The organism is Chitinophaga sp. YIM B06452 (assembly GCF_039655965.1).
Classification (GTDB): Bacteria; Bacteroidota; Bacteroidia; order Chitinophagales; family Chitinophagaceae; genus Chitinophaga.
The window spans coordinates 1306325-1332492 of record NZ_JAWLKY010000001.1; the positions used below are offsets into that span (position 1 = coordinate 1306325).

Here is a 26168-nt window from a genome sequence, read left to right on the forward strand (position 1 = left end):
GCGCCCCGGGAATGTTGATAGCATTTTAACAATATTTCCGGGGCTGCACAGCACAAATTGGCATAATTTTACGGTACCAGATACCGTAATGCCGATCGATCAAAGCAAATACTCCACCTTCCAGCACTTTTTGCTGAACCTCCTGAGCCTGTTGACCATACTGCCCCTGGCTCCGTATATCAACCGGTTCATGCCTGTTGTGCAGCTTGGGCAGTGGCATATCGACCTTTTCCTTTCCATCCTCATCGCATTCCTGTTCACCCGCCTGCTGCTGTGGATATTTAAACCGCTGATCATCCCGGCATTCGTGCTGGTGGCCGGCATCCTCGTGTTCAACTTCTTTACCGGCCGGTATTCCTTCTCCAACGTGCTGAACGACTACCAGGGCATGGTGCAGGGCAACTGGGGCACGCGGGACAATAAACAGCTGGACATCCTCAGTTTTTACCCGCGCAAGGTGGAGACCTATATGGACAAGACCGTTCGCGGCATCCGGGAGAAGGCCGTTTATAAAGATTCGCTTGTCCGCAACTTTTCTGTTGAACATTCGCTGGATTATTATGACGAATACTTTCCCAAGTACGGCAAGGTGGTGCGGTATCTCTCGCTTTTTAAATACATTCGCCATCATTTCAAGTATGTGAATGACAGCCAGCGCGATGAATACTTTGCCACCCCCATGGAAACCATCCGGAACGGGCTGGGCGGGGATTGCGACGATCATTCCATCCTGATGGCCAGCTGTATGCAGAGCATAGGCGCCCGCACCAGGATCGTACTGATCAAAGGACACGCTTACCCGGAGCTGTATTGTGGAAGCAAGGAGGAGTTTGAAACGATGAAGCAGGCAATTGTCCACCTGTTCAACAATCCGCCTGTTAAAGAGTTATATTATCATGAAATGAAAGGCGAATACTGGATCAACCTGGATTATTCCGCATGGAATCCCGGCGGGCGTTATCTGAACGATAAAGTATATGCGCTGATAGAACTATAGATTTTTTACCCAAAAAAATTATAACCATGAAAGTAAACACCGGAGTTCCCGAGAAACATTTGCAGGCAGTTGCAGATAAATTGCAGGTTTTGCTGGCCGACGAACATGTGCTGTATACCAAAACCCGCAATTATCACTGGAATGTGGTCGGGGACAATTTTCACGAGATGCACCTGTTCTTCGAAGGACAGTATGGCGAATTGGCAGAGATCATTGACGAAGTTGCAGAGCGCATCCGTATGATCGGGCATTTCAGTACTGGCCGCATGGTCGATTTCCTGAAACTGACCAACCTGCTGGAACCCGAATATACCAGCGACCAGGCCCAGCAGATCAAGAACCTGCTGGACGACCATGAGACCATTATCCGCTCGCTGCGTGAGCTGATCACCGAGTTTGCCGACAAACAAAAAGACCTTGGCTCCAGCGATTTCGTGACCGGCCTGCTGCGCCAGCACGAGAAAATGGCCTGGATGCTCCGTGCTTACCTCAGCAAATAACCACCCGGGATACAATTGGAAAGGCCGGTCCATCAAGGGCCGGCCTTTTTTTGCCTGCTTGCCGGTATATAATTAATCCGATCCTTTATAGATGATGATCTCCACCCGCCGGTTGCGTTGCCGCCCTTCCTGCGAATCGTTCGGCGCCACGGGATCCGCTTCGCCCAGGCCGGATACATGCCGGATGTATTTCTCCAATCCTTTGCCCTTCAGGTATTCAGCGACCGCCGTCGCGCGCATACGGCTCAGGTTGAGGTTATAGGCTTCCGTGCCCACATTGTCCGTATACCCGAGGATCTGCAGCTGGATGGTATCGTGGCGCGGGATGCGCGCCACCAGGCTGTCCAGCGACTTAAACAGCTTCGTGTTCAGCTCGCTGCTGTTGAAGCGGAAAAGCACATCCGGGATCACCAGCGTGTCCGGCACGGGTGGCGGCGGAGGCAGGGCGGCAACGGGCGGTGGCTTCGGATGACAGAATTCTATCTCCACAAAATTATTTTCTTCCTTACCGGCCTCGGTGGTGGTGTCGTAACGCGGTTCCATATTGCCCCTGCCGTATACGTCCACATCGTCCATCGCGAAGCCGTGGCGGTATACCAGCACGTCTTTCAGCTTCTGGGCCTGTACTGTAGACAGGATCTTGTTGTACTCGGCCGTTCCGGGTTTAAAGGCATAGCCGGTCACGATCACTTTCGTGCCGGCGTACGGGTCGTATACCCTAATGATGGAATCCAGCCTGACAGCGGTTTCCGGGTATTTTGAACGGCCTTTCGGCGTGAAAATGCTTTCATCTTTTACGGTGAGGGTCAGGCAGTGGCGTTTGTCTTTTTTTATTTCGACTTTTGTTTTTTCTTCGATAACATATTTACGCGGCACGGTGTGGCGGTGATGCCAGGCGTAGAGCGTGTCTTTCACGGCCCGGGCTTCCGGGCAGAGCGGTTGCGGGTCCAGCGGCTCCAGCCCGATGCTGTCTATGTACAGGTATTCTTTCGCGTAGTTACTGCGTTTGGTCTTGTTGAAGTTGCCGATAATGATGTGGGTGGCGCCGGCGGGCGCGGTGAATACCTTTTCCATGCGGGTGAATATCCCGTCTTCCTGGTTTTTCGGCAGCGCGTCGCCGCCGCCGAGCACGATGGTGGGAGGAAGCGTATCCAGCGGAACGGCGGCCAGGCGGTAGATCCAGGTAGTATCCAGCCGGATGCCGATCTCCACGGTTTCATGGCTTTCAGAGCCCGCTACTACTGTGATCTTGTATTGCCGGCCGGCCACTACCGGGCACAGCAGCCTGCTTTGCGCGTAATTGCACATGCCTCCATGGCCGCGGTACATCAGCTTCAGCAGCTGCACTCCTTCCACGGCGGCGCCGGAATACAGGTAATCTATCCGCATATGCTCCGGCGACACACTCACCCAGGCTGAGGGATTGCAGGGTGCATGGTACTCCGTGCAAATGTTCACATCTTCAAAACTTGGATTGGCAATAAGATTCTGCGCATTGCCGGTTGCAAAGCGGCCAAGAACGGGAATTAAAAATACTATATGCCTGTACGTTAGTTTCATAGAGCGGGAACTCTATCATTATAACAGAAAAACACATTAATTATTATATACTTATGGCAAGGTAACACAAATGTGCGAGAGAAGTCACAATTGGCGGAAGTCCTGGTGCAGTGCCGAGGGCTTTTTTTATGCCCTCCTGAAGGCCCGCAGGCCGAAAATCCCGGGTTCCCGCCGCTCATCCAAACAGTTAAAGAAAGATCGCATGCAGGGCAAAGATTATCGGAAAATTGACGTCTTACCTTAAGATGCCCCTTCCGTGAATACCGGCAGCGTGTACGTTACCATTTATCCTGCATATCATGCATATGTGTAAATGTTACTGTTAACAAAAAGCGGGATCGTATTTTTCGGTCATCAACCTATACGTTAAGAATAGATGAGTATCAAGCCAAAATGCGGCACGTCTTTCCTGTGCCTGCTGGGATGTATGTTTTCATTTTTTACGGCACAGGCGCAGCAGCCCCCTTCCAATAAGGATACGGAAACGGGCGCCATCAGCGGGAAAGTTCTTCAGGCTACCAACAAAGAACCCATTCCATTCGCTTCAGTCGCGTTGCTGAATGAAGATGATTCCACTATCGTGACCGGCGTTGCAGCCGATGAAAAAGGCGGTTTCCTCCTGAAACCTGTGCCCTATGGCAGCTACCTCGTGAAGATCGGCACGCTGGGATACAGCCCCTATTTTGTGCACGTAAAGCTGAGCGCGGAAAGAACCCAGCGCGACCTGGGCACCGTGCTGCTCGAAACCGGCGCCCGCAGCCTCAAAGAAGTGACCGTGGTGGGGCAGAAGCAGATGTACACCATGAACAAGGACAGCATCATTTTTACACCGGATGAGAACTTCCTGCCCGGCGGCACCGGCATGGAACTGCTGGAATACGTGCCCGGCGTGACGATCGACGCGAATAATAATATCACCATGGAAGGAAAGGACCGGGTGAAATTTTATGTGGACGACAAGCCCATCGCCCTCACCGGCATGGACGCCAACAGTTACCTGAATAACCTGCCTTCCTTCATGATAGAACGCATTGAAGTGCTGAAAGCCCCGCCGGATGCGGTAGAGGCCGAACAGGCGCTCGTGGAGGGACGGACCAATATCCGGTATATCAACATCATCACCCGCAAAGTGCAGTTCCGCGGCTATTCCGCAGCGTTCACCGCGGGGGTGGACAGCCGGCGCAACCTCAACGCAAAGATGCGCTACAACCTGAACCTCGCCCCTTTCCAGGTTACCTATTTCAACAACGGCCAGTATAATTCAGACAGCAGCTACGTGAACCGCACATATTTCCCGAAAACACCGGGCGGCGACAGCTCCTACCTCTCACAGAAGAATTTCCGCACTTCCTATAACTTCAACCACAACCTGAATGGCCGTTACGAGTTGAAGATCACGGAAAAAGAAAGGCTCCGCGGCTCTGTAACCCTCGGCTGGACGGGCGATGGTAGCGATGCGGAAAACAACAGCATCAACAGCAACTACGCCCAGAAGCCCACCATGATCAAAAACCAGGACAGCCGCAACCGCCGTAATGGCTACCGCGCCGTAACCGACTGGTATTATTTCAAAGAATATGAAGAGAACTCCGAGAAGAAGCTGGAAGCGGGTTTCAACTTCGTGAAAGGCGGCGGCTCCGGTTATGGCAACAACGATTATTTCTATCTGCTTACAGACGATACTTCCCTGCAGCGCAACGACCGGAAGAACGGCAACTTCAACCTCCGTTCCAACATCCACTTCCGCCAGCCACTTTCAAGTGGAAAATATTATGACCTCAGCGCCACGGCAGAACTGAGCAGGGGCACGAACCTCAACAATGCCACACGCAAAAATGTGAACGATCTTGAACTGCTGCCCGCTCCGCAGCTCTCTACCGACTACAGCGACTTCAACCAGAACTACGCCGCCAACGTATCAGTAGGGAAACGCAGCCGCAAGCTGGGATACAATTTCACCGGGCGCCTGGGCTACATCGGCAACAGGTCTGAAGAACTGTATGCCGGCAACCGCTTCAACAATGAAACCTACGAAGTGCGCAGCTCCATGGGCATCAATTACAGCCCCTGGAAAAATCACATGGCCAATTTCCGTTTCAACCCGGGCCTGCAATACTTCAACCAGCTGGCCTTGCTGGATTCACTGAAAAGCAGTGTACCGTTCAAATACACCAACTTCTCGCCAGGCTTCAACTTCCAGTACGATTACAAGCAGCAGCAGCTCACGTTCAACTTCAACCGGAATATGGACCGCCCTTCGCCTGAACAGCTGAATCCTTTCGTGAACACGGCGGACAGCTTCAATATCCGTACCGGCAATCCCAACCTGCGCCCGTCTTTCACAAGGGACTACCGGCTGGAATATACCGCGCAGATCAAAGCCCACCAGGTGAAAATAGGTCTTGAAAAGCAGGACGCCAGCGACATCATCAGCCGTTATACGCAGGTGGAATACATCAACGACAGCACCATCATCAATACGAGCACCTACGTGAACCTCGCGTCCCGCACAGACAGGAGCGCGTATGCCACGATCAACTCGCATTTCTTCAAAGCGCTGGGCAACAACAAAGGTTCGTTCAACATGAATGTGAGCGGAGGTTTGAGGTATTATGAAACGATCACCGACGGCGGGGAGGAAGGAAGGAATGCGGTGAGTGAGAAATTCGCGCACGTATCCGGCTGGACCTCCAACCTTACCATCTGGGCGGCTTACCGCATCCGCGTGTTCTCCATTTCCGTGAACGGCCGCTACAACGGGCCGCGCTACTATTCTCAGGGCAAGCAGGAAGCGCGCTTCAACAGCGGGCTGCGCGGGCAGGTGAACCTTTTCCAGCGCAAGCTGAACGTGGCGTTTACCTGTGAGAACATTTTCGGTTCCAGCGTGCGGAACTTCTACGAACTGACCAACACTTACGAACAATACTCCAACAACCGGAAGAATGTGCGTTTCTTCAGCCTGAACGTTACGTACAACATCCGCAAATTCACGAAGCTGGGCCAGAAAGGCCCGAAAGATTTTGAAAAGGAAGAACCGCTGTAGTTAAGCCATCATGCGCGATTTCAGCTCAAGGTACTTGTTCACCACGTCTACCGTCAGGTGCTCCGGCGTGGTGAGCAGCGACATGATGCCGTACTGCGCCAGCTCCCGCACGATCTGTTTCTTTTCATGCGCGAACTTCTGCGCGATCACCTGGATGTAGATCTGCTCCACATCCTGCACCTGTTTTTCATTCAGTTTTTTGATCTCCGTGTTTTCGAAGAACACGACCAGCAGCAGGTGGTATTTTGCTATCTGGCGCAGGAAGGGCAGTTGCCTTTGCAGGCTGGTGATGGATTCGAAATTGGTGAAGAAGATGAGCAGCGAGCGTTGCGACAGCGAAGCACGCAGGTGCACGCCGAGCCTTTCCACGTCGCTCTCCGTCCAGACGGTGGTTTGGGCGTAGAGCTGCTCTAATATTTTATTCAGCTGCACTTTTTTGCTGCTGGCAGCGAGGATTTCAGTTTGTTTGCCGGTGAAAGTGACGAGGCCGGCTTTGTCCCCTTTGCCGAGCGCCACGTTGCTGAACACGAGAGTGGCGTTGATGGCGTAATCGAGCAGGGTGAGCCCGTCGAAGGGCATTTTCATGGTGCGGCCTTTGTCTATCACGCAGTACACCTGTTGTGAACGTTCTTCCATGAAGTTGTTCACCATCAGCGTACCGCGGCGGGCGGTGGCTTTCCAGTTGAGGGTGCGCACATCGTCGCCGCGGGTGTATTCTTTGATGTGATCAAACTCCATGCTGTGGCCTATTACACGTTTACGGTGAACGCCCATTTCGCTCAGCTTGTGTTTGATGGAAAATAATTCGTAGTTGCGCAGCTGCATGAAGGAAGGGTATACTTTCACCGTTCTCTCCAGCGCTTCCGTGTACCGCCGGGTAACCAGCCCGAAGGCGCTCCGGACATATAATTGCACGTTGCCGAACTGGTATTCCCCTCTTTCCACCGGGCGCAGCTGGTATTTGTACAGTTTCTCTTCTTTGGCCTTCAGGCTGCCTTTCAGGGAAAAGTTGCGCAGCTGGAACTGGAAAGGCAGTTCATCCACGATCTCCAGCTGCACGGGAAACGTGTAGCCGTTGCGGATGAGCAGTTCCACTTCGTTGTTGTCGCCGTTGCTGAAGCGGTCGCTCATGCGGCGTTCTGCCTGCAGGGCGCGGCCCGGCAGGTACAGCAATGCCACATCCAGCAGCAGCACGACCGAGCAAACGATCAGCGCGGTGATGGCAGCCTGGAAGAGCACCGGCACGAAAAAGGCGGTCACAAATGCCATGATGATCACGCCCAGCGCCAGGTAGAGCCTTGTGCTGAGAAAAAATGAACGGTAGAACCGGGTGAGTATTCCCATGTTATTCCTGTTTATCTCGGTACTTCCACCGCTTTGAGAATTTCTGCAATGATCTCGTCCGGCGTGATGCCTTCCATTTCGCGTTCGGGCGTGAGCACAATGCGGTGGCGCAGGATGTGCGGAAGGATGTATACAATGTCGTCCGGCGTTACGAAGTCGCGGTTGTTCATTACTGCTACGGCTTTGGCGCAGTTCATCACCGCAATGGACGCGCGGGGCGAAGCGCCGAGGTAGATGCTAGGGTTCATGCGCGTTTCATTCACGAGGCTGGCAATGAATTGCAGCAGTTTTTCTTCCATGAGCACTTCCCGCACTTTTTGCTGCAGGCGGAGCACGGTAGCGGCGCTCACCACAGGCTGTATCTGCGCCAGCATCTGGTGCTGCCCGCCCTGCGTGTTGGCGGCCTGGAGGATGGAGATCTCATCCTGGAGGGAAGGATATTTCACTTCGATCTTGAACAGGAAACGGTCCAGCTGGGCTTCCGGCAGGCGGTAGGTGCCTTCCTGCTCTATCGGGTTCTGCGTGGCCACCACCATAAAAGGCTGGTCCAGCAGATGGGTCTGCCCGTCGTTGGTGACCTGGCGCTCTTCCATCACTTCAAACAGCGCGGCCTGCGTTTTCGCCGGGGCGCGGTTGATCTCGTCTATCAGGATAATGTTCCCGAAGATGGGACCTTTTTTATATTCAAATTCCTTGCTCTGCGGGTTGAAGATGGAAGTTCCCAGCACGTCCGCCGGCATGAGGTCGGGCGTGAACTGGATGCGCGAGAACTTAGCGTCTATGGCGCCGGCCAGCAGCTTGGCGGCCAGCGTTTTTGCCACGCCCGGCACCCCTTCTATCAGGATGTGGCCGTTGGCCAGCAGGCCCGCCGTGAGCAGGTCCACCATCTGGTGCTGGCCTACGATCACTTTTGCAATCTCTGCTTTGATGGCCGCAATCGCTTCGTGAAGCTCGCTGAGGTCCGTGCGGGGCTCAAAGGTGTTTATTTCCATTATTTCGCTTTTAAATAGAATTGATAGATGCTGTTATAATAGTGCTGTAATTGTTCATCGCTGATGTTGTCCGTCAACTTCACTTCCATGACCATGCCCATCAGCTGTTCTATGAATTCCCGCGGCTGGCCCGACTTGCGGCTGAGCGCGGTCACGAATTCGCCGGAAATGGCGCCGGTGTTCAGGTAATAATTCTGGCGGATATATTCCAGCAGGTGCTGGGTCATTTTGTTGGCCAGGTTGCCGTTGTTGTGATGCAGGTAATACAATCTCCCGAGCGTTTCCGCGAAATCGAGCGAAGTGTTGGCCAGCACAGGTTTTGGCGGAATGAGCCGCTGGCGGCGTTTGCCTTCGAACAAAATGTAGAGCAACAGTAAAACAAGGGCTAGGATAAGCGCCCAGCGCAGGGAAGAATGTTTCAGCAACACCTGCCAGTCGGAAAAATCGTCGCGCTGCGGGCCGTAGAGATGTTTGTAGTATTCATCCCAGTACACATTCAGCGGAAACTCCGGCAGGTAGGACATTTGCAGCTCCAGCGCCCTGATGTTGTTTTTCTTCATCAGGAAATAATTCGTCCAGGTCATGGGGTTGAGCATCACGATCAGCTGCCCGTTGCCATGCGGCACACGGAAAAAATTCGGCTGATGGCGCGCGTTGGTGCCCAGGATGGTAATGATGCCCGAATCCGGCGATGCAAGGTGTCTGTTCTGCGTGAAGCCCCTGGCGGTAAACGTTGTATCCGCGCCGAAATGCGGGTTGGAGAAATGCTGCGTTACAATGGAGTCTCCGGAGGTTTTATTGACCAGCACAATCGGTACGGGAACTGATGTTCCTCTTTTTACCTTGAACCCGAAAGTGGATTCCAGCAGCGAATCGGTTTCTTCTATGGCCAGGAAAAGCTTGTTGCCGTCCTGCACGTAGGAAGACATAGCCTGGGCGTCCGCCTCCGTGAGCCACAGCCGCTCCGCTACAATGATGTAGGCATTGTTCTGCCCTTTCAGGCCGGAAGTGTTGGCGTATGTTCTTGCGAAAGAGCGTGTGGCGGTTTTCGGTTTGGTTCCCTGGAAAAAATTCTCCATCACTTTAAACGGCACGTAGCTGCCGAAGGGCGCTTTGTCGCGGCTGCTGTAGGTGGCCAACCCCGGGTGAAGCCGGGTTTCCTCCGCATGACCGCCCCCGCCACGCGTATTGGCGCCGATGATTATCAACATGAGCAATGCCACGATGATAACACAAATACTTATGATGAAGCCGGTTCTCACGAGAGCTGTTTGATAGATTGGGAAAATGCGGCAAACTGGTCGTCCAGCCGGGAGTACTGCCCGTTGCTGAGCGGGAGCTTCCCGTACCAGATGTATTCGTAATGCAGCGTTAATGCGGCAAAGGGTTTATGAAATGTAGTGCGGGAAAGCTCGCGCAGGAAGTCCATGTTCGTTTTGTCTTTCCCCGGCGCTATCAGTTGCCGCGCTTCCAGCAATTGCAGCGTATGCAGATAACGGAAGCGCACCGCGTCTCTCAGCCTCCCTTCCGCGGCAGCGGTGCGGGCCAGGGCCTCATAGTTCTGCGGACCTTCATCCACGGCGGCTTCCGGGCCATCGTAATTATTCCTGCCGCCGGAAGACCAGCGGAAAGCGATATCGTTCTTATGAATAAACATCACCAGCACGCTCAGCAATAAAACGCCGAGAGAAATGTAGAACGCCATCATGACAGCCTCTTCGTTCCTCCTCTCCCAGGCGCCCAGCTCGTAGAGCCAGCCGCTTTTTTGTTTTTCTTTACCGGGATTCTCATCCTTGTCGTAGTTGAGTGCTTTCATCTTCCGCAGCTCTTCCATGTCCGCGGTTTTCACCGGGCGTATCACCAGGCGCACCTGCGCGCTTTCGTCCCAATCGCCCACGGGCTGCCGGTCCCAGCGGGAGTAAGGCGTCACGCCGTTCCATATTTTTTGTTCGAGGGTGGAATTGTCGTAGGTTTCTTCATCCGCATAAGTGGTGTCGGTCTCTCCCGTCTCAAGGCTGTCGGCGGCATATGCATCTTCAATATCCCCTTCCGCCACGCTATCCACTCCGGCAGAATCGATCACGCGCCATTCGGTTTCATCGAAGTCTTCCTGTTTTTGTTTTTTATCCTGCGCGGTTGCCTGCAGCGCGCAGCAGAACAGGACCGGCATTATCCAGTATCTTAACAGTTTCATGCGGCAGCCGGTTTTAAAAGTTTGCCCTCTGCATCAAGCCGGTAGCCCATTTTCTCCACCCTCAGGGGATAGATCACGAAGTACCATATGATGAAAGCGGCTGATAATGCGAGGATGCTGATACTGAGCGCCAGCGGCATGCTGGTGTGGCGGGTCACGAAACTTTCCAGGAAAGCCGCCACGATGAAGATGGGAACAAGCGCCACAATCACCTTCAAACCATCCATGGCGCCACGTTTCAGTGATTCGGTGCGTGTATGCGTGCCGGGAAACAGCAGGCTGTTGCCCATGATCATACCCGCCGTGCCGGCGATGATGATGGAAGATATTTCCAGTGTGCCGTGAATCCATATCACGAGCACAGACGGCCAGCCCAGTCCTTTCGCGAAAAAGAAATACTGGAAAGAACCCAGCATGATGCCGTTCTTAAATAATATCCACAGCGTGCCCGCGGAAAAAGCAATGCCCATCACGAAACAGATCATGCTTACCTGGATGTTGTTGTAGGCGATGCGCACCCACATCAGCCATTCGTTCTCATTTTTATATACGCCGAAGGGGTCGCCGTTCGCAATGTTCTCCTCCGTCATGTTCACGTATCCATCACCGAGCACGCCGCGTACAAAGGTTTCGTCGTGTGCCGCGGAAAATGCGCCGATGATGCAGAACAGCAGGAAGTAGCAGAATGTGAAAAGGAACAGGCGGTGATGTTTGCGGATGAGCAATGGCAGCAGGTAGTAGAAAAAATTCCGGATGCGGCCTTTATCGCCTTTGTGATTGCGGTATATGCGCTGGAAGATGCCGGATGCCATCCCGTTGATATAGTGGGTCACTTTGCTGTGGCTGTAAAAAGTTTTGGCATAAGCGAGGTCATCAAGCAGGGAAGTGAATCGTTCCGCCATCACATCCGGGTCTTCGGTGGGCTCCTCTTTGATCTTTTTCCACCGGTCCAGGTTCCGTTTTATAAATGAAGATTCTCTCATCCGGTACGGGTCATAAAAATTACTGAAGTGGAAATATAATAAATTTTAAATTTGTTTATGCCTATTATCAAAATACCTACAGTTTTTAACATTGACCTCGAGTTTGAAGCGGCAGACCTGGGGCGTAGAGGCGTGGCTTACCTGGTAGACCTCCTGATAAGGGGCGCATACCTGTGGCTGATGAGCTTTTTCATGAGCAAAGCAGGGCTGAACAGCAACCTGGCGGGTATTTTACTGATCGGGCTGCCGGTTTCCTTTTATTACCTTATTTCAGAGCTGATCATGAAAGGGCAGAGCATTGGCAAAAGGGTGATGGACATCAAGGTGGTGAGCCTGATGGGCAATGTGCCCAGCCTGAGCCAGATATTGCTGCGCTGGATGTTCCGGCTCGTGGAATCGCCGATATTCACCCTTATTTTTATTTTTTCGCTGATGGAAGACCAGGATGCCTGGGCCGCCCTGCTGTCGCTGCTCTTCGGCGTGGTGCCGCTGATCGTGGTGCTGAGAAGCCCGTACAACCAGCGCCTGGGCGACCTGGCGGCGGGTACCATTCTCGTGCGCACACGGGAGCGGCATACCATCCAGGATACGATCTTCCGGGAGATCCACCAGGCAGACTATACCCCGCAGTTCTCCCAGATCCTGCGCCTTAGCGACCGCGACCTGAGCAAGATCAAATCTGTGCTGGACAGTGTTTCCCGCACGGGCGATACTACCATGGCAGAGCGCATTTCCCTGAGGATCAGGGAAGTATTGCATATAGAAACCGATATGGACGCCGTTCAGTTCCTGGAAACCCTGCTGAACGATTACAATTATCTCGTAACAAGAAGATAATTTTTGCCCCGGACCCAACCTTCTCCTCCGGAAAGGGCGTCTTGTAAGATTAGTCCAGTTGGAACCGCAACATCCATACAGACCCGGCGCGGCCGCTGAGCCGGACCATCTTGCATTGCTGCTGGAGGGGTGCCGGAGGCATGACCGTTTGAGCCAGGAGAAGCTGTACATGCATTTCTTCGACAAAATGCTGGCCGTGGTGAAGCGCACCTTCCCGGACCAGGATGCGGCCATCAGCATATTGAACAACGGGTTCCTGAGGGCGTTCACGAAGATCGGGCAATACAGCGGGAGCGGGAGTTTTGAGGGCTGGCTGCGCAGGATCATCCACCATGCGGCGGCCGATTATTTCAGGGAGCACCGGCAGCAGCTGGAAACCGCGCCACTGCCGCCGCATTTGCCGCTGGCGGATGGGCACGACCAGGCGGCTTACAAAGAGCTGTTGCAGTTATTACACTATCTGCCGCCCGCTACGCGGATGGTCATCAATCTTTTTATTATTGAGGGTTATGCTCATAAAGAGATCGGCGCCATGCTGAGCATCAGCACAGGTACCTCCAAGTGGCATGTGTCTGAAGGGAAGCGGCTTTTAAAAGAATTACTTAACCAACAATATGAACGGACAAGGACCCGATATTGAGCGATTGCTGAGAGCTGCGGCCCAACAGGAGCCGGAGCCTGCCGCGCCTGCCGTAAAAGAGCAGGCCTGGGAGCAGCTGCGTCATATGCTGGACGGGCAGGCAGCGCCACCGCCAGGCGGCAGGGGCTGGTGGTTCGTGCTGGCGGAGGTGTTCGTATTGCTGGCGGTTGGTTTGTTGTTTTTGTTCAATAGTGGGCATGGCTTGAAGTCTGAAAGCGTAACCGGGGATAGTGTGGCGGCAGAGAGCGACCTTGCAGGGGGAAGCGTCGATAGCGCGGCAAATGCAGGGAAGGCGGGAAATAGTGATCGTGTTGCGGACGAAAAGTTTGCAGAAAAGAACAATGATAGTGCTGAAGAAGGCAGCTTTGTGAACAAAAGCAATGATAGCATAGAAAAAGCGGGAAAGGAAAATGATAGTGGTGTGGATGGAAGGTTTGTTGAAAAAAACAATGATAAGGAAAATAATGATGGCCTGGCAAAGAACACTCTTTCGAAAGCCGCATGGGAAGTGCATTTGAAGCGGGATGGTGATAAAGCGGAAAAAAATGAAAACAATGGGCCTGGTAATACAAATGGCCGGGGAGAAGGAGCAGGTAAAGGGGGAAAGGAAAAAATTGAAAAAGCGGGAAAAACTTTGACGGATGCGGATAAACCTGTTGATAAACGAGCCGGGAATACCGGGAAGATGTTCAGCGGGGAAAATACCGGTTACAATGCCGGCCGCAGGCAGGATTCCATGTTGGCAAATAACAGGAATCCTGAAGAGAACGCTGTCACTGGAAAGCCTGGTATTCCCAACAGCCCTGGCTTCTTTCCGCTCAGCCTGGAACCTGTTTATCCCTATACTTCATCCACACAAAATGTTGTGGCAGCCAGCCAACGATTACCGCTGAAACCGCACGATTTCCCTGTTTACAGCATCAGCCCGCTTAACCTGAAAGCGGCCGTCATTGGCGCGGACCGCCGAACATGGGCGGGCAATCTGCAGGTGGAATACACATACCGTCTTTCGCCTGCATTTGCTTTCCGTCCATCGGCGGGCCTAACCTATCTTGCCGGGGCGGACAATGCCTATGAACATTTCTACCAGGATGTAAGACCCGACACCGGCACCACTTTCAAAGTGGACACCGCCCGCACCTGGTTCACCCTCAAAAGCACGCTGCATGCCAATATCGGCCTGCAGTTGGCGTACAACGCGGGGAAATGGTCGGTGTTCACCGGCATCACTTACCAGTACCAGCTGATGCAGCAGGGAAGGGACAGCTCCGTTCCGGGCAGCTACAACATTCCCTTCGATTCCCTGCCGCATTACCCCGACCGTTTCAACGCCAATAAACTTCCCGGCAGGAATTTCGTGCAATGGCAGGCTGGCGTGGACTACCAGCTGAGCCCCGTATGGCGCATCGGGCTGCAGTACAACCTGGGCTGGGGTGGCAGCAACGGCAAAGGATTCATGAACGACATCCCCCGTTATCCCAACCGGCAAAGCCTGGAATTGCAGGTGCGTTATTATTTCAGGAGAAAAAACTGATCTCACCCAACCTTTTTATACTTCGCGTTTGTCTTTCATAGAAATAAAACAAACATTCTATGAAAAGGATTGTGCTATTGCCATTGTTTATACTTGTAGTCACCTGCACAATTTTCAGCTGCAGCCAGGAGGGGGAATTGTCTGAGGAAGATGCCCGTACGGGCGATTTAAGAGACAGTACGGATTATATAGACACTGATACGATCCCTTATACTGACCCTGCCTACAGGCCTCTTGAAGGGTTGAATATCACGCCGCGCTCTTCGGGCCGGGGAATATTACTCAGTATAGAGACCAAAAATTATTACCCTCACAAATATGTGACCCTCATGCTGTCCAACTATAATCTCTCCTTCTGGGAGATAACCGTGCATAATGCCTACCCGGTGAAGCCGTATGACCTGGTGCCCTCCAGGGCCAGGTACACGGTACATAATTTTTATGTCAGGGGAGAAACTTCATTCACCATCAAGCTGAGAGACGTGAAATACAGCGGCACGCTGACCGAACTCAACAATATTTATACCTTCAACTGGACACATGATTCGGTGATCACCATCTCGCCCAAATCATTCTCCCGCTGATGCAGGGTGATCACAACCTTTTCAGAAAAACTATCCTCACCCAACCTTTCCTCATCACACTCCCGTCTTTAATGATATAAACAAAAACATTCTATGAAAAGGATTTATTTATTGCCATTGCTTATGCTTGTAACAGCCTGCACAATCTTCAGCTGCAGCCAGGAAGCCGTATTGTCTAAAGAAGACGCCAAATTTGATCTCTCCAAGCTGCAGGACAGCATTCCCGTTGATTCTATTGACTCTACGGACACGCTCCCTACCGACACGGTGCCGCATACAGACAGCACTTATTTCCGCATCGAAGGCCTGAACCTTACGCCCTCTTCCGTTAACGACACCGCCGTGCTGCTGGAAATTGAAAGCACCAACACTTTCCCCAGTGAAAATGTATTGCTCGAAACCTACAGCAACAATGTCGATTCCGGCTGGAGCATCAACGTAACCAGGGCGTATCCTGTTTATCCCTTCAATCCCGGCCCGTCTGTGGCAAAACAAAAAGTATGGCACCCATCGTTCACCAATGGCACAAGACCTTTCAGCATTACCATCGTAGGGGCTACCTACCATGGTACGCTGACCGCCACCAGCACTGGTTATACTATCAGCTGGGCTCACGACAACGTGGTTAACATCAGCCCGAAGTCGTTTCCCCGCTGAAAGCTTTAATAACTGGTGACATAGGACAAAGGGTTGATGTATTCCTGCATCAACTCTTTTTTATGCCTTAAAAAATTCTCCTTTGATGTAAGTGCCGTGCGGCTGGAATTGCCCGTCGAAAATGGTGAGATAAGCAGGTTGGCCGGGTGTGATCAATCCTCTTTCCGGGTGGCCGATCACACGCGCGGGATACGTAGAGGCCATACGTAATGCCTCTGCAAGGTTGATGCCGGCATGTTTTACGCAATTCTCCACTCCCTGCAGCAGCCTGACGGCGGAGCCGGACAAAGTGCCGTCAGGCAGCGTATAGCGGTCGCCTTTGAATACGTGGGGGTAAGCTCCGGTGCTGGGTTCTACGGCGTCCGTGATGAGGAACAGGCGTTCGCCCATTACTTTTTTTGAAACAGACAGTGCTTCATAGTCCACATGAATACCATCGGGAATGATGCTGGCAAAAGCTGCGCTTTGATACACCGCGCCGGGCAAGCCTGTATCGCGGTGATGGAAAGGGCTCATGGCGTTGAAGAGATGCGTGGCGGTTTGAATGCCTCTTTTGAAACCTTCGGCGGCCTCCGTGAAAGTTGCGTTGCTGTGCCCTGCTGAAAGTATCACGCCGTTGGCAAGCAGCAGTTCTATCACTTCCAGGCTGCACATTTCCGGCGCGATGGTCATCATTTTGATGGCGCCCTGCGCCCTGTCCAGCAAGGCTTTCACCTCATCCGTCGACGGCTTTTTGATGCAGGAGAGAATGTGCGCGCCGCGTTTCACCGGGTTAATGAAAGGGCCTTCGAGATGCAGGCCCGGCACGGCGGGATGCGGGTGGTCCCTCACTGTGTCTATCGCTTTTTCAAAAACGCTCATCTCGTTGGTGGCCAGCGTGGGCAAAAAGCCCGTAATACCCGTTTTCACCAGCGCGTCCGCGATGTTCATCAATGCAGATGGGGAGGGGTCGTCCGAAAACAGCTGACCGCCTCCCCCGTAGATCTGCAGGTCCAGCAGGCCGGGTGCAATGTACCTGCCGTTCTGTTGAATGATATGGAAATCTGATGGTATGTTCCCTTCTTCCGACCAGCCCTTTACAACGCCGTTGTCCAGTAATAAAGCTTTTCCTTTGATCTCTTCCTTTCCTGTAAATATAACCGCCTGGGTGAGGGCTGTAAGCATGGTATAAAATTTTTAGATGGAGCCTTACCAGCCTTTGTTCTGCGACAAGGTTACTTTTTTGTCGGAGAACAGTTTGATCTGGTCTTGTGGTATCGGTTCCAAATATACTTTATCGTTGTCATAAATCCGGTCTGCCAGCGGGGAAACTGATGGAATGATGTATCCTTCCTCCGGCCCTTCAAGCGTAACGTTGTTCAGCCATGAACCGCCGGGAGGGTTGGGTTTCAGCCATTCGCTCCGCTTGATCCACGCGCCGCGGTTGAGGTCTGTATGCACGCGGGTATCCATGTAATCCAGCTTGCGCCAGCGGCGCAGGTCGTCGAAACGGGTGCCTTCCATGGTGAATTCCACGCGGCGTTCGCGGCGGATCTCCCAGATCATGTAGGTCACTTTTCCATCGGGGTCTTTCTTTGGATCGTGGTACACGGCGCCGTTCACCGCGGGCTCTCCGCCCAGCACCTGCAGAGGAGGCAGCGGCGCAGGGTTGCCCACGGTGCGGGCGCGCAGCTTGTTGATGGATTTGTCCAGGTCTTCCTGCGTGAGCCCGCCCAGCTCTGCCGCGGCTTCCGCGTAGTTGAGCATCACTTCGCCGAGGCGGATCACCGGGGCATGGGAAACGTTGAGGTTCGATTCGCCGGTGGGCGCTTCGCGCAGGGCGTCGTTGAGGAACTTCCAGGTACAGTAACCTGTCGTGCTGATGCCCAGGTTGTTCGTGCGGGTGCGCGAACCGTTGGGGCGGAGCTCGGGATTGAAGGTGTGCAGCATACGGCTGTCGCGGTTGGCCAGCACGTTTTCGATGGTTCTGTCTCCCTGGTACAATGGGGAAAGGTCGATGGGCAACCCGTCCGTACAGAGGTACGTTTCTATCAGGTTTTTGTTGGGCCCGGTTTGCGGTTCTTTATTGTTGTAACTCATCAGCGAATGCGTGAGCATTCCCGGCGCATAACGCCGGTAAAGAATGATCTCTTTATTGGACGCGAGGTCCGCCGAGTTGAAGGATTCGCGGTAGTTGTGCGAGAATGAGTAGCCGCCTTTGGTGATCACTTCGTTCGCCGCCCATTTAGCGGCTTCAAGGTATTCGCGGCTTTTTGCGTCGCTCAGCTGGTGGTATTTCTGCCAGGTACCTTCAAACAGCATGATCCGGCTCATGAAAGCAAGGGCCACCCATTTGGTAACGTTCAGCCCTTTTTCGCCGTCTGTTTCGCGGATGTTATCTGCTGCAAACTGCAGGTCAAGCAGCATGCTGTCCATCACGAGCGTACGGCTGTCGCGGGGCTTGTATAATTGTTGCTCATCGGCCACTTCCAGCGGTTTGCCGTACCATTGCACGTCGCCGTAGGTTTTTACCAGCTTGAAATAAGCCATGGCCCTAAAAAAGCGGGCCACGCCCATCCAGTGGTTGCGGGTGGCCTCATCCAGCACGCCCATGCCCCGCACGCGCTCCAGCATGATGTTCGCTTTGCGCACGTTGGTAAAATCCCAGGCGGTGCCGGTGGCGGAAGCTGGAACGGTTTTGGTGAAAGACACCGGAGCAGTAGGCGCAAAATCGTCGTTCAGCGGCTGCCCGGAGAAAAAGTATACTTCCAGGGCGAAAAGCCGGCCGTAGCCTGGGAAGTAGGTGGGATAAAAACCATACGCAAAGGTGCGCACGTTGTTTTCGTTGGTCCAGTAAGTGGCGTCGTCCATCTGGTCCAGCGGGAGGCGGGTGAGGAAGTCTTTTTTACAAGCCGTTCCCAACGCCGCCAGCAATACCGCCCATAATATTTTCGATTTCATACCAGTCAGTTTTTCGCTTTAGAAAGTGATTTGAAGGCCAAAAGAAAATTCCTTGCGGTAAGGATATACCCTTCCGAAAGCGGAGCGGTCTGTTTGCTCTGCGGTGTAATCGATCTCCGGGTCGATGGGCACGGACATATGATCCCAGGTGAGCAGGTTCTCGCCGCTCACATACAGCCTTGCGGCTTTGATATGCGCCCTGCGGCTGAGGCTGGCGGGAAGGGTGTAGCCCAGCGTCACGTTCTTCAGGCGCAGGTACGACATGTCCAGCAAATAACGGCTCTGGCGGAAAAAGTTCTTATTGCTTTCAGCACGGTCATGGTTGGTAGGACGGGGATAAAATGCATCGGTGCGCTGCGGCGTCCAATAGTCCATCTGGTGGGAATACCAGGCTTCTGCTTCGTTGAAGCCGGGAATGAAGATGGGGCCTGAAGGCCACAGTTCTCTTTTGCCTACGCCCTGGAAGAACACGCCGAGGTCTATGCCTTTCCAGTCTGCGCCCAGCCTGATGCCGTATTGATAACGCGGGGTTGAATTACCGATCACGCGCAGGTCTCCCGGGTCGTCCGTGGTTTCGGAGCCCCAGGTTATTTTACCGTCGCCGTTGATGTCTGTGTATTTCACGTCGCCGGGTGTGTAATAGAACCATGCGCTGCCTTGCGTCAGCGCGCCCTGGCCGGGGATGCCGGCTTTGGGTTCCCATTTGTCGCCTACTTTGTTGAAGTCACTTTCCTGGAAAAGCCGGTCTGTCACATATCCCCATATCTCTCCTATCTTCTTGCCCTGGTAATTGCGGTACACGTTGGTGGTGGCGCTGGCAAAGCGGGTAAGCTCTTCCTGGAAGTCAGACAGGGTGCCGAGCACATGCAGGCGGATACCGTTATCGAAAGTATGGGTGTAATCGATGGCCAGCTCCCAGCCGCGGGTCTGCATTTCGCCGAAGTTCTCCTTGGGCACGGCGCCGCCAAAAGTAGCAGGCAGGCCTACGGGTTCGCCGATCATGTCTTGCGTGATCCTGTTATACCAGTCGAAAGTGAGGCCCAGCTTGTTGTCCAGGAAACGCGCGTCCAGCCCGAAATCCAGGGTGGAGATGGTTTCCCAGGTGAGCGAGCGCGGTACGAGGTTAGGCGTGCTGAAGGTGGTCATGTTGTTGTTGCCGATCAGCCAGTTGGAATTGCTGGCGGTCATGACAGACAGGAAGGTAACGTCGCCCACGTTCTGATTGCCCACGGAACCGTAGCTGCCGCGCAGTTTCAGGAAGGAAAGGAATGGTTTGGCCATTCCCATGAAGTTCTCTTCTGAAAGAATATAACCCGCGGAAACGGAGGGAAAGAACCCGAACTGGTCGTGCTTCGGGAACTTGGAGGAACCGTCGTAACGGCCATTCACTTCCAGCAGGAACTTATTTTTATAATCATAGTTGATGCGTGCGAAATATCCGTTGGTAGCCCAATGCCCGCGTTTCCCCGAAACAAACTGGTCGCCGGTAGCCAGGTTGATCTCGCCAAGGTTGGGATCTATCATGCCTCTTCTTTCAGACACCTGCGACCAGTTGCGGTAAAGGTCCACATCCATGCCCACAATGCCTTTCAGGTGATGGTTTTCGCTGAGGTTCCTGGTGTAAGTGGCAAATGCGCGGCCGGTGTTCATATCATTCCAGTTGGAAGTATATTTTACGCGGTTCCACTCGGGACCCTGGTAGTTGGATACGTAACTGAAGTTGCCGAACCAGAAGTTGATAGCGCCTGTTTCCCCGCCCACGGAGTGAATGTGCTGGTTGGTATTGGAGTAGGTATAGTCCACGTCAATGGTCAGATCTTTCAGCGGCCGGAGCGTAGCGCCTACCTGCACGCGGGTAAAGGTGCTCTTGTCCTGGTCCATTTTAGCCTGCTGCATTTCCGTGACGGCGCTGCGGAAGGGTTTGCCCTGGTAGGTGCCGTAGGGATAAACTTTCGGCCAGCGGTAGAGGTAGTACCAGGGGCCCAGCTGCGCGGCGGAGAAAGAGAATGGCGTTTCGAGCCTGGATTGTGAAAGCATCATTTTCCCTCTCACGTCCAGCCAGTCTTTCACGGTGGAGTTTACGCTGAGCGTGGCATTGTAACGGTCGAAGCGGTCTGTTTTGAATTTGAGCATACCGGTCTGGTTGAGATAACCCAGGCCAAGGTGGTAGCTGGTTTTGTCGCCGCCGCCGGTTACGGAAAGATCATGTTTCTGCTGGAACGCAAATTTTTTCATATAGCGTTCGTTCGCGTCCCAGGGCCGGTAGGGATAGAAGTTGCCGTTCCTGATCTCGAAGTCGCGGCCCGGCACCATTTCATCGCCAAGGTCCTGCCCCGCGTATTTCTCTTCCCATTCTTTCATTTTCTGGATGCTGATATCATCGAAATACATGCCCAGTACGCCGAAGGAGTTGATGGCGGGGTTGTTGCTGGAACGGCGGCGGTTGAGCAGCACGGCTTCCGCGCCTTCTACGGCGCCGGCAATTACAGGCACGGCGGTGGGTTTGCTCCAGGAGAAATTGTTGGTGTAGCTGATGGCTGCGGGCGCGCCTTTCGCGCCTGATTTGGTGGTGATGAGTATCACGCCCCATGCGCCGCGGGTGCCGTAGATGGAAGCGGAAGCAGCGTCTTTTAATACAGAGATGGATTCAATGTCTTGCGGGTTGATCATCTGCAGGCTGGGGATCTCCACGTTGTCTACCAGTATGAGCGGCTGGGCGCCTGCCGCGCCGGCGTTCAGTGAGCCGGTCATGCCGCGCAGCCTGATGTTGGGATTGCGCCCGAGGTCGCCGCTGGATGTGGTAATGGTGAGGCCCGGCACCGCGCCCTGGAGGCCGCGGCCCACGTCGGTGACGGGCCGCGATCCCAGCGTGCGCTTTACGTCTACGGCAGACACGGCGCCGGTAAGGTTAGCCTTGCGCTGCCTGCCGTAACCTACCACCACGATGTCTTCCAGCCTGCGGCTGTCGGTCTTCAATATAATGCTGATATGGGCAGTATTCCTCACTACATACTCCTGCGGGATAGTGCCCACGGAAGTGAACAGGAGCACCTGCCCGCGGCCGGCAGACAACGTGAATGCGCCCATCCCGTCCGTGAACACGCCCCTGGTGGTGCCGTTCACGCGAACAGACACGCCGGGCAATGGACTGCCGGTCTCATCCAGGACCTTGCCTTTCACTTCAATGGCAGTGTCTGTACCAGGTTGAAAAGTGGCCAGGACAAGCGGCTCGTCCTGCTTCGGAACGATCATAATGGTGTTATCTGTGAGCTGGTAGCCCAGGCCCGTTTGTTTCAAAAGGGCCGCCAGGGTGGCGCTCACGCTGCGGGTAGCCATGTGGAGCTTCACGCGGCTGTAACGCTCCACTTTTTCAGAAGCGTAGGCAATGTGAAACCCGGACAGCTTTTCAACCAGCGACAACGCCTTTTCCAGCGTAACGTTAGACGCCTCCATGGTGATCTTTTTTTCATCCAGCGCCTGGCCTTTGACGGGCATGGCCCACAGGAGGTGAATGCTAACCAGCATGCAAATGATGGTGGTAAGGCTCATTCTCATAATGAAACACATTTGCTTGGAACAAACTGCTGATGCAAGGGCAGGCAATAGCCTGCCTTTAGCAAAAACCATTGATTTTTGCATAAATTGCAATAGTTTAAAATGATGAGAATCAGCCCCAGGGCTGTTTGAATTTTAAGCGAAGCCCCTCCCGACCTACCACAGCACGGAGGGGTTTTTTATATCCATAATTATCAGGAAGGCGGAAACATTTTCCAGCTCATGGCATAAGATTTTGGTACCCGGACATTGTTAGCTGTGTGCGTATCGTGTTATTCTTTCATGCAACCCTCACCGTTGATCGTCACTTCATTATCTTTGATAGCGTAAGAAGCGTTTCCAACAGTACATAAGATATACAGTATTTTATCGAGCGTTTCAGTGCCTTCAAACGTAGCGCGGATGCGGCATTGCCGGAGCGCGTCGTTTGCAAAGCCGATCTTTACCTGGTATTGTTCGCCGATCTGCCGGGCAATTTCCCCGAAGGGCACGGAGTTGAAGTCCATTCCTTTTTTCACCCAGGCTACGGTTTCCACGGCTTTCACAGGTTTGGTGGCCGCCGTTTCGTTTTCGTATACGATCTGCTGGTCTGGCGTGAGGATGCCGAGAAGCTTATTGCTGCCGCCTTCTTCTATCTTCACTTTTCCCCTGGTAACAGTAACGGTCACGGAAGGTTGGCCGGGATAGGCTTTGATGTTGAAGGAGGTGCCCAGCACGGTGGTGACCAGTTTGCCGGAACGGATGCGGAAGGGTTTGCCCGGCTGCTCTTTGATATCGAAATACCCTTCCCCGGTGAGCGTTACTTCGCGGGTCTTGCCTTTAAATGCGTTTGGATATATGAGGGTGCTGCCCTCACGCAATACCACGGTACTGCTATCGGGCAGCAGGATGAAACGTTTACTGTCCGGCTCCGCCGGCACTACCGCCAACACCGGCCCTGAGGCGGGTTCTTTTACGGAAGGGCGGCTGATCCACAGCAGGGCGCCGATGCCGATGATGGGTAAAGCCACAGCTGCGGCTTTCCACCAGGTATTGCCTGCGCCGGTGCGGAACAGGGCTTCCTTGCTGCGGCGCATCTCACGAAAGTCCTGCAGCAGCTCCTGCGCCAGCTCTTCGTCCGGCCGCCACTGCACAGGCCCGGCATCAGGATGGCGCCAGGTCTCATACCATTCTTCCAACGCCTGAAGCTCTTCCGGGGTGCAGGTTCCGGCTTTGTACTTTTCCAGCAATGTTTTTAAATCGACTACGCCCATAGGCTGTAATTATACGAATGTTACCCAATAGGACAAACAACCAAATACAAACCGTTAGTCCTGCTAAAAAAATATTTCTTTTTGTTTTGGTTTTGAAAATAGCCCTTATTTTTCCTTACATTTAACTTACGCTAACAACCAAGGTCTATTCCACACTATACACACCATACGGATGTAGATTTGCTCGCATGCTGGAAAAAGGGCGACCAGGCTGCGTTTGACGCCTTGTACGAACGGTATGCGGTGCTATTGCTCAAGAAAGCATATGAAAAGACGGGCGATAAGGAAATTGCCCGCGAATTTGTACAGGAAGTGTTCCTGGAATTGCTGGAACGGAAAGACCGCCTCGATATCCACACCTCTTTCAAAGCATATATTTTCACCGCCCTCCGCAACCGTGTGCTGAACTACCTGCACCGCCGCTACATCCATCACAAATACGAGGCATTCCAGGAAACGCGGCCGCCCGCGGCGCTCAACGATGTGGAAACTTATCTCTCCCATAAAGAACTTTCGCTGCAGATGACGGACGCCATCCGGCAGCTGCCGGATAAATGCCGCCAGGTGTTCCTGCTGAGCCGCTCGGAAGAACTGAGCAATAAGGAGATCGCCGAACGCTCCGGTATTTCCGTGAACACCGTGGAGCAACATATGCGCAAAGCCTTGCGCTTACTGCGCAACGGGCTGCAGCGCACCACCCTGCTCATCGGTTTCCTGGCCGGCTGGTTATAGCTCCTTCATTTTCTTTCAACGCCAGCAAATAGATCAGCGACGCTGTGCCATCCATGGTAGGTTCGTTTGTACTGTAATCCCCGTAATCATCATGGTACACCACGAGGCTGCTTTGAAACGGCGCATATTCATCGGGCTCTGCAAGACGGATGCCGATCAAACTGTTGTAGATGCTGCCGTACACGGGGCCATCCACGAGGCCGCCGTTTACCGGGTAATTTTTGAGATGCGTGAACGCGGAGTGCGGGTCTGCCGGTGTATCGCCATGCTGTGGCAAACCATATACCATGGCCGTTCCCCAGGGATTACATCCGAAAAGCCAATCCACGTTCGCCTGCGCAAGCGCGGCATAATCGCTCTTCCCGCTCAGCGACTGGTACCAGTAACATTGTATCGCGAAAGCAGCGGTCAGGTTATTGCTGCACCAGATGAAAGGAACGCCGCGGTAGAACGCATTCTCTTTCGCCTTTTGCCATACCTTTTCAATGCCGGACCTGTAATAGCCCAGCAACTGTTTTTTCGCGGCGGCTCCTGCCTGGCGGGCCATTTCGTAATGACCAATATTGATGAAAGGATACCACTGGTAATGGCTGGCCGTATCCGCGCCCAGCCAGGGCGTAACGGTTTCCGCGGCGGCGTACCGCATGCCTTCGGCGAGATAATGTTCGTCCTTCGTAATGGCAAACAGCCGGGCGGCGGCCAGCTCCATGTCATCCGTCCAGTTGTCTTCCGCGTAAATGTAAGGAGACAACACCGAAGCGGTTTGTTGCACGCCAGGTAGCTGAACGCCTAAGGCGTATGCCGTGCCTGCTTTTGTTCTCAGCTTATTCGCGTAAGAGGAATCTTCATTTTGCAGCACTGAATAACCCAATGCAAAGGCGCTGGAAAATTTGCCGGCGGTAGAAGCCACGCCGGTGCTTTTGTTCATCTTTTTATATTTCACGCCCTGCACCTGGGGCTTGCCGGAACAAAAATAGACCGGCCTTTCAAAGCCGCGCCCGTAAAATGAATCCAGCGCAGGAATGCGCATGCCGCGATGGTCGCGGTCGTCTGCTATTTGGTTGAACAGCCAATCGCGCTGCGGATGCATGCGCAGCAGCCAGTCCAGCCCCCAGCGTGCCTCGTCCAGCACATCGGCGGTGCGGTTGCTGCCGGGCAGGCCGTTGGCATCGTGCCGGTCTGTAAATACGCGCGGGAAATCGCGGTAGGCGGCGAGAAGATGGTAAACTGTATTGGCGGAAGTAGTGGAGTATTGCAGGTAATCGCTGGCATCGTGCCAGCCTCCAATGGCGTCTATCCTGGTGCTGTCGGGCATAGGGCCGTAGAGCGTGTAGCCGTCGAAGGTATGGCAGGAGTCTTTGAGGAAAGGATTAAACCCGCAGCGCTGCTGCCGGAGGTAACGCAGGCAAAAATCCGCCGCGCCTTTGTATACATCGCTTCCAATGCGGAACACGGGAGATACGGTGTTGCCCGCTTTCAGATAATAAATGCCGGGAGTTGAAAATGAGGAAAAGTTGAGGCGGTATGTTTGCGCGAAAGGGCCATAACCGCCGAAAGCCTTGCCTGCCGGGGCGGTAAACACCGCTTTGCCGTTGGCGGAATCTATGAGCTGGAACGATTGAAGGGAAGCGGGAGAAAGGCTTCCCCATACCGCTGCTTTAACGCCGGAAGGCAGATACCCGAGTTGATTGATACGGATATACGCTTCCGGCGTTTCTTTTTTTGCAGCTATCAGTAATGGTAAAAAAATCAATAAGAGTATGCAACGTTTCATGATGGGCCGGATATGTTCAAAAATAAGACAATCCGGGCGTTATGAACCG

At 53.6% G+C, this 26168-nt stretch carries 20 protein-coding genes; 9 read left to right on the forward strand and 11 right to left on the reverse strand.

From position 1 onward, the window contains the following. The first annotated feature begins 88 nt into the window (after positions 1-88). Both R3I13_RS05000 and R3I13_RS05005 read left to right on the forward strand, forming a co-directional pair. Complete coding sequence (locus R3I13_RS05000; protein ID WP_346316827.1) at positions 89-997, forward strand: transglutaminase domain-containing protein; 909 nt, start codon at positions 89-91, stop codon at positions 995-997. Between the two features lie 26 nt (positions 998-1023). Next, positions 1024-1497 (forward strand): DNA starvation/stationary phase protection protein, encoded by a 474-nt coding sequence (locus tag R3I13_RS05005; RefSeq protein ID WP_346316828.1) that lies wholly within the window; start codon positions 1024-1026, stop codon positions 1495-1497. A 72-nt stretch (positions 1498-1569) separates the two neighbouring features. Here the strand turns inward: R3I13_RS05005 and R3I13_RS05010 are convergent, their stop codons facing one another. Next, on the reverse strand, positions 1570-3057 hold the full coding sequence (locus R3I13_RS05010; RefSeq protein WP_346316829.1) for an OmpA family protein: 1488 nt from the start codon (positions 3055-3057) through the stop codon (positions 1570-1572). 376 nt (positions 3058-3433) lie between these two features. Here R3I13_RS05010 and R3I13_RS05015 point away from each other — a divergent pair, with 376 nt between their 5' ends. Further along, positions 3434-6100, forward strand: a complete 2667-nt coding sequence (locus tag R3I13_RS05015; RefSeq protein ID WP_346316830.1) for an outer membrane beta-barrel protein — start codon at positions 3434-3436, stop codon at positions 6098-6100. Here the strand turns inward: R3I13_RS05015 and R3I13_RS05020 are convergent, their stop codons facing one another. Genes R3I13_RS05020 through R3I13_RS05040 form a run of 5 tightly spaced genes read right to left on the reverse strand, consistent with a single transcriptional unit; the run spans position 6101 to position 11613 of the window. Further along, positions 6101-7444, reverse strand: a complete 1344-nt coding sequence (locus R3I13_RS05020; RefSeq protein WP_346316831.1) for a DUF58 domain-containing protein — start codon at positions 7442-7444, stop codon at positions 6101-6103. An 11-nt stretch (positions 7445-7455) separates the two neighbouring features. After that, on the reverse strand, positions 7456-8436 hold the full coding sequence (locus R3I13_RS05025; RefSeq protein ID WP_346316832.1) for a MoxR family ATPase: 981 nt from the start codon (positions 8434-8436) through the stop codon (positions 7456-7458). Continuing rightward, the gene (locus R3I13_RS05030) at positions 8436-9647 is read right to left on the reverse strand and encodes a DUF4350 domain-containing protein (protein WP_346316833.1); all 1212 of its coding nucleotides are present in this window, start codon (positions 9645-9647) and stop codon (positions 8436-8438) included. The genes R3I13_RS05025 and R3I13_RS05030 overlap by 1 nt, the downstream gene beginning before the upstream one ends. A 47-nt stretch (positions 9648-9694) precedes the next feature. After that, entirely contained in the window at positions 9695-10630 is a 936-nt protein-coding gene (locus R3I13_RS05035) for a DUF4129 domain-containing protein (RefSeq protein WP_346316834.1), read from the reverse strand. Then, positions 10627-11613 carry a stage II sporulation protein M gene (locus R3I13_RS05040; RefSeq protein ID WP_346316835.1) on the reverse strand — a complete coding sequence of 329 codons (987 nt, stop codon included), beginning with the start codon at positions 11611-11613 and terminating at the stop codon, positions 10627-10629. Before R3I13_RS05040 ends, R3I13_RS05035 begins: the two co-directional genes overlap by 4 nt. A gap of 57 nt (positions 11614-11670) precedes the next feature. On the opposite strand from R3I13_RS05040, the gene R3I13_RS05045 reads away from it, so the two are divergent. The 5 genes from R3I13_RS05045 to R3I13_RS05065 all read left to right on the forward strand — a co-directional run bounded on the left by R3I13_RS05045 (position 11671) and on the right by R3I13_RS05065 (position 15865). Next, complete coding sequence (locus tag R3I13_RS05045) at positions 11671-12450, forward strand: RDD family protein (protein WP_346316836.1); 780 nt, start codon at positions 11671-11673, stop codon at positions 12448-12450. 58 nt (positions 12451-12508) lie between these two features. Further along, positions 12509-13090: a sigma-70 family RNA polymerase sigma factor gene (locus R3I13_RS05050; RefSeq protein WP_346316837.1), complete on the forward strand. Its 582-nt coding sequence runs from the start codon at positions 12509-12511 to the stop codon at positions 13088-13090. Beyond that, positions 13065-14624, forward strand: coding sequence for an autotransporter domain-containing protein (locus tag R3I13_RS05055; RefSeq protein ID WP_346316838.1), 1560 nt, complete (start codon positions 13065-13067; stop codon positions 14622-14624). Before R3I13_RS05050 ends, R3I13_RS05055 begins: the two co-directional genes overlap by 26 nt. 59 nt (positions 14625-14683) lie before the next feature. Further along, positions 14684-15208, forward strand: a complete 525-nt coding sequence (locus R3I13_RS05060; protein WP_346316839.1) for a hypothetical protein — start codon at positions 14684-14686, stop codon at positions 15206-15208. 93 nt (positions 15209-15301) lie between these two features. After that, positions 15302-15865, forward strand: a complete 564-nt coding sequence (locus R3I13_RS05065; protein WP_346316840.1) for a hypothetical protein — start codon at positions 15302-15304, stop codon at positions 15863-15865. Between the two features lie 60 nt (positions 15866-15925). Here R3I13_RS05065 and nagA read toward each other — a convergent pair whose 3' ends face one another. The 4 genes from nagA to R3I13_RS05085 form a co-directional block, all read right to left on the reverse strand. Next, positions 15926-17029, reverse strand: a complete 1104-nt coding sequence (gene nagA, locus R3I13_RS05070; RefSeq protein ID WP_346316841.1) for an N-acetylglucosamine-6-phosphate deacetylase — start codon at positions 17027-17029, stop codon at positions 15926-15928. Between the two features lie 24 nt (positions 17030-17053). Further along, the gene (locus R3I13_RS05075) at positions 17054-18805 is read right to left on the reverse strand and encodes a RagB/SusD family nutrient uptake outer membrane protein (protein WP_346316842.1); all 1752 of its coding nucleotides are present in this window, start codon (positions 18803-18805) and stop codon (positions 17054-17056) included. Between the two features lie 18 nt (positions 18806-18823). Further along, complete coding sequence (locus tag R3I13_RS05080; protein ID WP_346316843.1) at positions 18824-22360, reverse strand: TonB-dependent receptor; 3537 nt, start codon at positions 22358-22360, stop codon at positions 18824-18826. 272 nt (positions 22361-22632) lie between these two features. Further along, a complete protein-coding gene (locus R3I13_RS05085; RefSeq protein ID WP_346316844.1) occupies positions 22633-23613 on the reverse strand; it encodes a FecR domain-containing protein in 981 nt (326 codons plus the stop codon). A 180-nt stretch (positions 23614-23793) separates the two neighbouring features. On the opposite strand from R3I13_RS05085, the gene R3I13_RS05090 reads away from it, so the two are divergent. Further along, positions 23794-24345 (forward strand): RNA polymerase sigma-70 factor, encoded by a 552-nt coding sequence (locus R3I13_RS05090; RefSeq protein WP_346316845.1) that lies wholly within the window; start codon positions 23794-23796, stop codon positions 24343-24345. Here the strand turns inward: R3I13_RS05090 and R3I13_RS05095 are convergent. Next, complete coding sequence (locus R3I13_RS05095; RefSeq protein WP_346316846.1) at positions 24317-26119, reverse strand: glycoside hydrolase family 9 protein; 1803 nt, start codon at positions 26117-26119, stop codon at positions 24317-24319. The genes R3I13_RS05090 and R3I13_RS05095 overlap by 29 nt on opposite strands. Positions 26120-26168 lie beyond the last annotated feature (49 nt).